Origin of the sequence: Tibeticola sp. (genome assembly GCF_022759015.1) — a bacterium.
Taxonomy (GTDB): Bacteria; Pseudomonadota; Gammaproteobacteria; order Burkholderiales; family Burkholderiaceae_C; genus Tibeticola; species Tibeticola sediminis.
Window position 1 is genome coordinate 1 of the sequence record NZ_JAEMQB010000171.1, and the last position, 4,063, is coordinate 4,063.

Annotated in this window: 4 protein-coding genes and 1 pseudogene; 1 reads left to right on the forward strand and 4 read right to left on the reverse strand. The window is 62.0% G+C overall.

Going from position 1 to position 4,063, the window contains the following annotated elements; all coding sequences use genetic code 11:
- Nucleotides 1-236: 236 nt before the first annotated feature.
- From JHC36_RS10830 to istA, 4 genes and pseudogenes are all read right to left on the reverse strand, one after another.
- Nucleotides 237-437: pseudogene (locus JHC36_RS10830) on the reverse strand (hypothetical protein); the annotation flags it as partial.
- Nucleotides 438-729: 292 nt separating this feature from the next.
- Nucleotides 730-1,038, reverse strand: a complete 309-nt coding sequence (locus tag JHC36_RS10835) for a hypothetical protein (RefSeq protein WP_287918988.1) — start codon at nucleotides 1,036-1,038, stop codon at nucleotides 730-732.
- Nucleotides 1,035-1,838 carry an IS21-like element helper ATPase IstB gene (gene istB / locus JHC36_RS10840; protein WP_287918990.1) on the reverse strand — a complete coding sequence of 268 codons (804 nt, stop codon included), beginning with the start codon at nucleotides 1,836-1,838 and terminating at the stop codon, nucleotides 1,035-1,037. Before istB ends, JHC36_RS10835 begins: the two co-directional genes overlap by 4 nt.
- Before the next feature lie 62 nt (nucleotides 1,839-1,900).
- Nucleotides 1,901-3,415 carry an IS21 family transposase gene (istA, locus tag JHC36_RS10845; RefSeq protein ID WP_503007042.1) on the reverse strand — a complete coding sequence of 505 codons (1,515 nt, stop codon included), beginning with the start codon at nucleotides 3,413-3,415 and terminating at the stop codon, nucleotides 1,901-1,903.
- Between the two features lie 299 nt (nucleotides 3,416-3,714).
- Between istA and JHC36_RS10850 the strand changes: the two genes are divergently transcribed.
- Nucleotides 3,715-4,063 (forward strand): hypothetical protein (locus JHC36_RS10850; protein WP_287918996.1); only part of this gene is annotated, 349 nt, incomplete at its 3' end.

A 4,063-nucleotide genomic window follows, 5' to 3' on the forward strand; every position in this document is an offset into this window, starting at 1 on the left:
CCGCGAGAATGTGGACTACCAAGAGCGTCGTGTCGCGTCTGGAGAGCGGCGTGTGCACTCGTCCGACGCTAAGCACTATCAAGAAATCTGCGGACGCGGTGGGTGCCCTGGTCGAGATCCGCGTGCGGATAAGGCGGTAGCTCCCAGTTCGAGCTCTGACGCCGGACGCAAAATCGTACGTCCGCTTCGGGTCGTTACCGGTCGGTCAGCGTTTCCATGGAAAACCCTGCCTGAACTCATTTGTTGTGCGTCGCACCATCGCATCCGACCCGCCGCAAACGCCGACCATGACCATCACTTATCGTGCAAATCAAGACATCAAACATCCTGATCGCGCTCACCTCGTGACCGAGGCGGCGCAGCGTCGCGATGTACCGCTCGTAGATGGCGGCCGCATCGGGAAACGCGGCCACGGCGCGGTCGATGCTGGCCTCGCGCGCGTATCCACCGCACCTGATATCAGGTGCCTCCCTTGTGCGAGAGTGTCAGACGTTAACAATAGCGGTCTCGGACGAGGCATCACCACGGGCCTTCGCCCCCGAAACTATGCAAAGAAATTTGCTGGCTCACCTCGCCAATAGCCGCGCTCCGCCTGCGTCAAGCCGATCCTGCCCATACGAACTACGCCTAGTTGCGTACTGTCAATTCGCGCCCTAATTGAGCCAGCGATTCGCGGCGTAATAGAGCCAGTTCAGAGTGTCGATTTCGTGATCTCGAACAGGTAGTGTTTTAGCGGTTTTGAGGGTTGGTTACAAGCATTGTTTTCGGTCGTTTTTCGGTGCCGCGGATCTGATGTTGCATGTCGTTGGCTCGGTGTTGCTTGGTGGTCGTCTTGTTCACCGCGGACGCGTGACGTACGTGCACGCGGACGGCGACCGGCATCAAGACTTTGGGGTGGGGGTAGAGTCCCACCCGGCAATCGCCAATCGCTTGTAGCGCGTTCTGAGCGCCCCGGCTTGGTGCATCGGGGTCGTTTCGGTCGTCCATCATCGCCGTCGGCGAATTGCGAGTGCACGAGTTCATCGCGACGGCACTCATGCCGCCGACCGGGCGTTGGTGGTCGTGCGCTTGTCAGGCCGGGCGCTCGCCGCGGCCGGGCCGGCGGGCAGCGGCCTGGGCCGACGACGTGTCTCGCCGTCGAGAAGCACGCGGTAAGCGCCATCGCGAAGTCGATCAACGGTGGCCGCGGCGAGCAGCTTGTTGGGGAACGCGGCGCGCCACTCGTCCACATCCAAATTGCTGGTGACGATGGTGCTCGCGTGTTCGTAACGCTCGGCGATGAGATCGTGGAGATCTTCGTCCTGGGGTGTGCGTAGCGGCCGCAGACCGAAATCGTCGATGACGATGAGGGGGATCTTGGCGAGCTGCTGGAGCTTGCGATCATAGGCGTTGGTGGCGCGTGCGGCGTGCATCTGGGCCAGCAGCTTGGCCTGGGTGGTGAAGAGCACCTCATAGCCCTGACGCAACGCACAGTGCACCAGCGCCTGGGCCAAGTGACTCTTGCCGGTGCCGACCGGACCAACGATTAAAACCGGGGCTTTCTCCAGCACGAAGCGGCAAGTGGCGAGGTCGGCGATATAGGCGCGATCGATGGTGGGATTGTCGCTGAAGTCGAAGCGTTCCAGGGTCTTGTCGGAGGAGACCTGTGACTTGCGGCTGCGCTGATCGAACTGGCGTTGGTGGCGGCGAGCGACCTCGTCCTGGATGAGCAGGGCGAGGAAGTCGGTGTAGGCGAGCTTGGATTCGATGGCCTGGCGGTTGCGTGCCTCCAGAGAGTCGAGGACGCCGGACAGGCGCAGTTGTTTGAGCATGGGTTCAAGCGAAGGCATGGGGTTCATGTTGAATCTCCGGTGGTGGCGTTGGACGACGGGGGGAACGACGTTGTGGTTGGGGGTGGTGGCTAGTGCATCCGATCGGCGCCGTGGCGGCTGAAGCGCCCGGCGCCGAGGTAGGGTGCTTCCAGCGCGGGGAACTCGGCCAGCTCGAGTTGCTGGTCGAAGCCGTTGCTGAGAATCTGCTTGACGCTGCGATAGGTCGGGGTGCCGAAGTTCAGCGCCCGGGCGCAGGCGGCCTCGAGTCGTTTGCTGCCGAAGCTCTCGCCCAGGCGCAGCAGGCCTTGCGCGGCGCGCAAGTGATCGAGGACGCGGTCGCCAAACAGACTTTCGACCACCGCTTGGCAGGCCGGCCCGACCCGCTCGGCTTGCTTCAAGCAGAACTGCGGGTCGCGCATCAGGAAGGCCACGGCATCCGGCGGCAGGTGTTCGTCGACGGTGGATCGGGTGCCGGGCTTGAACAGCCGGGGATGCACGGCGACCAGATCGTGGTCGCGATAGATGCGCAGCGCACTGGGGGCGATTTCCAGCCACAACTCTTGCCCGATCAGCGCGAACGGAGCCGAGTAGTAGCAATACTCAAACTGGACGTGGCAGTTAGGGTGCAGCTTGGCTTTGGCCCACGCCGGGCACTCCGGCGCGATCGCGGGCAGCGGCTGCAGCATCGCCTGCTCGGTCTCGGTGAACAGCTTCAACGGCCGCTCGCGGGTGCTGCCGTGGATCCGATTGCCGGCCTCGCCCATGACCCACTCGCGCAGCTGCTCGTTGCCGTGCTCCAGGCTGTGAAACTCGCGCAGCGGCACGAAGCTCGACTTGACATATTTCACCCCCGATTCCACCCGCCCCTTTTTTTTGGGGTCTCGCACCGGACACGGGTCGATGCGAAAGGAGTAGCCCAACGCGAGCTGGCCATAGGCCCGCTGCACCTCGGGCTCGTAGTAACAGGCTCGGGTGATGGCGCACTTGGGATTGTCGATCCGCACCGAGCGCGGAATACCGTTGAACCACTCGAACGCGTGACGGTGACAGGCAAGCCAGGTCTCGACCTTCTGGTTGCGCACCAACTCGGCATATTGATGACGACACCAAGCCAACGTCATCACAAAGATCCACGTCTTGAAGGCGTCGCCGGTCCGGCGGTCGGTGATTGCGGGCCCCTGGCCGAAATCCACCTGCGCACTCTCGCCGACGGCGAAATCGAGCATCACCGTGGCCTGCGGCGTGGACGGCACCTCGCGCTCGAGGAAGCGGTACACCGCGTGCACACTGCCGCCGTAGCCATGGTTGCGCACCAGGGCCCGGTGCATGGTCGTGGCCTGGATCCCCTGGGCATGCCAGGCGAGCAGATTCTCCCGGAACGGCTCGACACTGGACAGATTCTGCGGCGGACGCTGCGGCGTACCGAGCCCGGCGGCCAAGCTCGCGTCGTCGGGCATCGGACCGGCGGGGTCCAGCCAGCCGCGTTGCGCCGCGCACTCCCGCAGCGAGGCGACCTTTACCCTGCCCACCCGCTCCGCACGAGCGATCGCCCGGTCGGTCTCGCCCAACCGCAGCCGTTGAATAACCTGACGGTACTGATGCATCTCGAACCTCCTGTTGCCCATCGCGCCCCCTTCGAGCAAAAAGCCCGGAGGGTAACTCGATCACGGAAGTTCGAAATCGCGAACCGCTACACCTTGAATGGCTCCATTAGGCCGCGAATCCAGTGGCCTCATTCGGCCGCGAATCGCCTGGCTCTATTAGGCCGCGAATCCAGTGGCCTCATTCGGCCGCGAATCACCTGGCTCCATTAGGCCGCGAATGGAATGGCTCCATACGCGCGCGAATTAACAATAAGCATGTCATCTTCAGAATCGATTGCCACAATATCGTGGAAGAGCAAGTGTTGGATCGTCGCTCGAATGTCGATGGCGTGCTGATTTCGTACAACTGGGGGATGGATACGCGATGGGTGTACTGGCTTGTGCAAGACGGCGGTTACAAGTTTGCAGAATATCAAACGGGGAACGAATTTGAACGTAACTACTGGGACACCAGTTTAAGGGTTACCCAGCGGATGTCATCTCCCCGTCCCGCTGCTCAATACGAAATTAAAGTACTGAAGTCGCAGCCTCGGAACTTCATCATCAAGAACGAGCTCGTTGCCATCGACAGAACGACTGACCAGATTCTCGGCCGTAAGGTTGTACTGTTCATGTATGCGGGCTGGATCAGTCGATTTCTAAATTGGA